This window comes from Pseudomonas sp., assembly GCF_026224925.1.
Lineage (GTDB): Bacteria > Pseudomonadota > Gammaproteobacteria > Pseudomonadales > Pseudomonadaceae > Aquipseudomonas.
Genome location: NZ_JAMFRV010000190.1, coordinates 1 through 4,246, shown reverse-complemented (window position 1 = coordinate 4,246; position 4,246 = coordinate 1). Strand labels below are relative to the sequence as shown.

Genomic DNA, 4,246 nt, shown 5'->3' with positions numbered 1-4,246 from the left:
GGTGTGTCAGTTACACCGCGTTATGGCTATCGCGGGCAAGCGCGCTCCTACAGTTTTAATCGTTTTAGTGACGGAAGTGGCGCATGCCGGTAAACACCATAGCGATGCCTGCTTCATCAGCGGCAGCGATCACTTCGTTGTCGCGCATGGAGCCGCCCGGCTGGATCACCGCGGTGATGCCGGCCTTGGCTGCATTGTCGATTCCGTCACGGAACGGGAAGAACGCGTCAGAGGCCATCACTGCGCCCTGCACTGAAAGACCTGCATGCTCAGCCTTGATGCCGGCGATACGTGCGGAATTGACGCGGCTCATCTGGCCCGCGCCGACGCCGATGGTCTGACGATTTTTAGCGTAGACAATGGCGTTCGACTTCACGTATTTGGCGACTTTCCAGGCGAAAATCAGGTCATGAATTTCCTGTTCGGTCGGGGCGCGCTGGGTGACGATTTTAAGGTCATCACTGCCAATCATGCCGATGTCGCGGCTTTGTACCAGCAAACCACCGTTCACGCGTTTGAAGTCCCACGCTGGGGTGCGCTCGGCAGCCCATTGGCCGCTGATCAGCAAGCGGACATTGACCTTGGTCGCAATAATGGCTTGGGCTTCAGCGGTGACGCTTGGGGCAATGATCACTTCGACAAACTGACGCTCGACGATCGCCTTGGCGGTCTCTGCATCCAGTTCACGGTTGAAAGCAATAATGCCGCCAAACGCAGATTCGCTGTCAGTGGCGTAGGCCAGCTCGTACGCCTGACGGATGCCGCCTTCATCGTCCGGGCTCACCGCCACGCCGCACGGGTTGGCATGCTTGACGATAACGCAGGCAGGTTTGACGAAGCTTTTTACGCATTCCAGCGCCGCATCGGTATCTGCCACGTTGTTGTATGACAGTTCTTTGCCTTGTAGCTGAGTGGCCGTGGCGATGCCCACTTCGGCAGGGGTGGCTTCTACGTAAAACGCCGCACTTTGGTGCGGGTTCTCGCCGTAGCGCATTTCCTGCGCTTTGATGAACTGGCTGTTGAAGGTGCGCGGGAATGCGCTGCGGCCTTCAGTGCTAAGGGTTTGGGCGGTCTGATCGACGCTGCCCAGGTAGTTGGCGATCATGCCGTCGTAGGCGGCGGTGTGCTCGAACGCCTTAAGCATCAGGTCGAAACGCTGAGCGTAGGTCAGGCCACCGGCCTTGAGGCTTTCCAGTACCTGGCTGTAATCACTGGCGTTAACCACGATGGCCACATCTTTGTGGTTTTTCGCGGCAGAGCGGACCATGGTCGGGCCACCGATATCGATGTTTTCGATGGCGGTCGGCAAGTCGCATCCCGGCTTGGCGATGGTGGCTTCAAACGGGTAGAGGTTAACGGCTACCAGATCGATTGGCTTGATCCCGTGCTCTGTCATGATGGCGTCGTCGATGCCGCGACGGCCAAGGATGCCACCGTGGATTTTCGGGTGCAGGGTCTTGACCCGGCCGTCCATCATTTCGGCGAAGCCGGTGTAATCCGCGACTTCTACCGCAGCGATACCGTTGTCCTGAAGCAGCTTGAATGTGCCACCGGTGGAGAGGATCTCGACGCCCAGAGCGGTAAGCTCGCGAGCGAAATCGACGATCCCGGTCTTGTCGGAGACACTGATCAAAGCGCGGCGGATCGGCAGGCGGGTAGTCTGGTCGGTCATCTCAATTTCCATCTAAAGCAAGGGAGTCAGCAAAAAAAGGCGACCACACGAGGTGGGTCGCCTTTTTTGATTTGTATGCTTACAGCAGATCGTACTGCTTGAGTTTTTTACGCAAGGTACCGCGATTAAGCCCCAGCAATTCGGATGCTTTGGTCTGGTTTCCCTTGACGTAGTTCATCACGCATTCGAGCAACGGTGCTTCGACCTCCGACAGCACGAGGTTGTACACATCCGAGACGGCAGCGCCTTCCAGGTGGGCGAAATAATTGTGCAGCGCCTTCTCGACACTCCCGCGCAGGGTTTGACCCTCTTCGCTAGGCGTATTGAGGTGCTGTTTCAAATTGACGTTGTCGCTCACGGGTGTTGTTCCACTCACTAAATTCTCGGTCATCATCGTCATGCGGCCACCTCTTCTCCGTCCCTTGTTTCCGGGCTCTCATAACGTGCGCTGAAGAACTCACGAACGTTGGCGCACTGTGCTTCCGTATCATCCAAACGATTGAAATGGGCGCGAAACTCCCTGGCGCCCGGCAGGGTTGCGAGATACCAGCCGACATGCTTGCGTGCAATTCGCACACCCAGCACATCGCCGTAGAAAAGGTGTAACGCGGCTAAATGCTCAAGCAGAATGCGTTCCACTTCACTCAACTGCAGCGCGGGCAAGGTTTCGCCTGTGCGCAAGTAGTGTTCTATCTCGCGAAAAATCCAGGGCCGCCCTTGGGCCGCCCGGCCAATCAATAACCCATCTGCACCGGTTGCCTGCAGCACGTAACGGGCTTTTGCCGGCGTATCAATGTCGCCGTTGGCGAACACAGGAATCGATACCGCTCGCTTGATTTCGGCGATGGTGTCGTATTCAGCGTCGCCGGTGTAAAGGTCTGCCCGGGTCCGGCCATGCACCGCCAGCGCCACAATTCCGGCCTGTTCGGCGATTTTTGCCACGGTCAGACCGTTTTTGTTCGCCCGGTCCCAGCCCGTACGTATTTTCAGGGTGACCGGTACATCGACTGCAGCCACTACCGCCTGCAGGATCTCGGTCACCAGTTGTTCGTCTTTCAGTAACGCTGACCCGGCGGCCTTGTTGCAGACCTTTTTTGCCGGGCAGCCCATGTTGATATCGATAATCTGCGCGCCGAGTTCGACGTTGGCGCGTGCTGCATTTGCGAGCATCTGTGGATCACCACCGGCGATCTGTACCGAACGGGGTTCGGGATCGCCTTCGTGAATCATGCGCAGACGCGATTTACGACTGTTCCAGAGACTCATGTCGCTGGTGACCATCTCCGAGACCACAAGGCCTGCACCGAGTTGGCGGCAAAGCTGACGAAACGGCTGGTCAGTAACCCCAGCCATCGGGGCAAGAATCAAGCCGTTTTGCAATGTATAAGGGCCGATGCGTACCGCCGACATAGGTGTGCCTGTTGTGGGGCCGATCATCGCAGGCCGCGTAAACTACTTCACTCGGTCGCTGCGTAGTTTACGCGGCCTGTGGGTCCGTCTGTGCGTGCTGAAGCGAGTTTTTAGTCGGAACCCAGAGTATGAAAAAGGGTTGGCATGATACCCGCTCTCGATGACTGGATAAAGGCTGAATTGGATAAAATCTGAACAGCTATTTTCTTATCGCTGACAGTTTGGTGTTCATGCACAACGCCATAAATATGTCGTCAACCGCGGGGCGGAAATTCTGGTCGATTTACGCATTAATCTATCAGCCATTATTTCTATGACAGACGGTTGAGCCCGTTGCGTTTTGTCGCCTGTAGCGGTGTTGTCGCTTATTCAGGTGATCTAAAGCTCAAACTGTAATTCACCGCTTTGGCGCCAGGATCGAGGATGTCCAACGCTATGTGGATCGGCGTTTGAGGGGGCATTTCTGCCTTGCCGGCCATTTCGCCGCTCAGGTATTCGCTAGGCTTGAACCGACGACTGGCGATCAGCTGGCCGGTGGGATCGGCAAAACGCAGCTCCAGCAGCGGAAACGGCTGGGAAAAAGCTGCGCGGTTATAGATGATCGCATCGACCACGAGGGCGCCTTTGAAGTCAGGATGGCTGCGAACTATCAGGTTGCTGCTTTTGAGCAAGGTGATGTCGACCTTCGTCGGAACTTTGCAGCCGATCTGCGGGCAAATCACCTGGAACCAAGGCCGGTACTGATCTTGGCGCGCCAGTTCATCGTAGTGATACCAGATGTATTGCCCGGCCAGGGCCACGATCGCTAGCAGTATAAGCAGGCCCCAAGCAAGCCGGCGGCCCCAACGTGGCTTGGGTTTTTGCCAGTCGAGTTGCAGCGGGTCGTCAGTGAGGTCAAGCGTCGGTTTGTTGCGCAGCACGTTTTCATGCAAGCCAGGTTCGGTTCGGCTGCGGCGTGCTTTCGGGCGCTGAGGTGGTTCATCGATTGGATGATCCTCGTCCTCATCGACAGCCGAAAGGTGCTCGCCAGGTTCGTCGTATAGCGACTCTTCGCGTTGAGCCGTTCGGCCAGGATTTTCGCCCATGGAAGGCTCGGGTGCCTCAGGCTCATCATCCAACCCGCCGAGCCCGAACGACATTGAAGGCTCGGTGCGGCCGTCGCGG

The 4,246-nt window shown here is 57.0% G+C and carries 4 protein-coding genes; all 4 read right to left on the bottom strand.

The annotated features are described in order from the left end of the window. Nucleotides 1-64 precede the first annotated feature (64 nt). On the bottom strand, nt 65-1,672 hold the full coding sequence (purH, locus tag M0974_RS08160; RefSeq protein ID WP_297835111.1) for a bifunctional phosphoribosylaminoimidazolecarboxamide formyltransferase/IMP cyclohydrolase: 1,608 nt from the start codon (nt 1,670-1,672) through the stop codon (nt 65-67). A 79-nt stretch (nt 1,673-1,751) separates the two neighbouring features. Continuing rightward, a complete protein-coding gene (gene fis / locus M0974_RS08155) occupies nt 1,752-2,072 on the bottom strand; it encodes a DNA-binding transcriptional regulator Fis (protein ID WP_297835107.1) in 321 nt (106 codons plus the stop codon). Continuing rightward, nucleotides 2,069-3,082, bottom strand: a complete 1,014-nt coding sequence (gene dusB / locus M0974_RS08150; RefSeq protein ID WP_297835104.1) for a tRNA dihydrouridine synthase DusB — start codon at nt 3,080-3,082, stop codon at nt 2,069-2,071. Before dusB ends, fis begins: the two co-directional genes overlap by 4 nt. Nucleotides 3,083-3,447: 365 nt before the next feature. Continuing rightward, nucleotides 3,448-4,246, bottom strand: a 799-nt coding sequence (locus M0974_RS08145; protein ID WP_297835101.1) for a DUF3426 domain-containing protein, incomplete at its 5' end; no start/stop codon positions are given.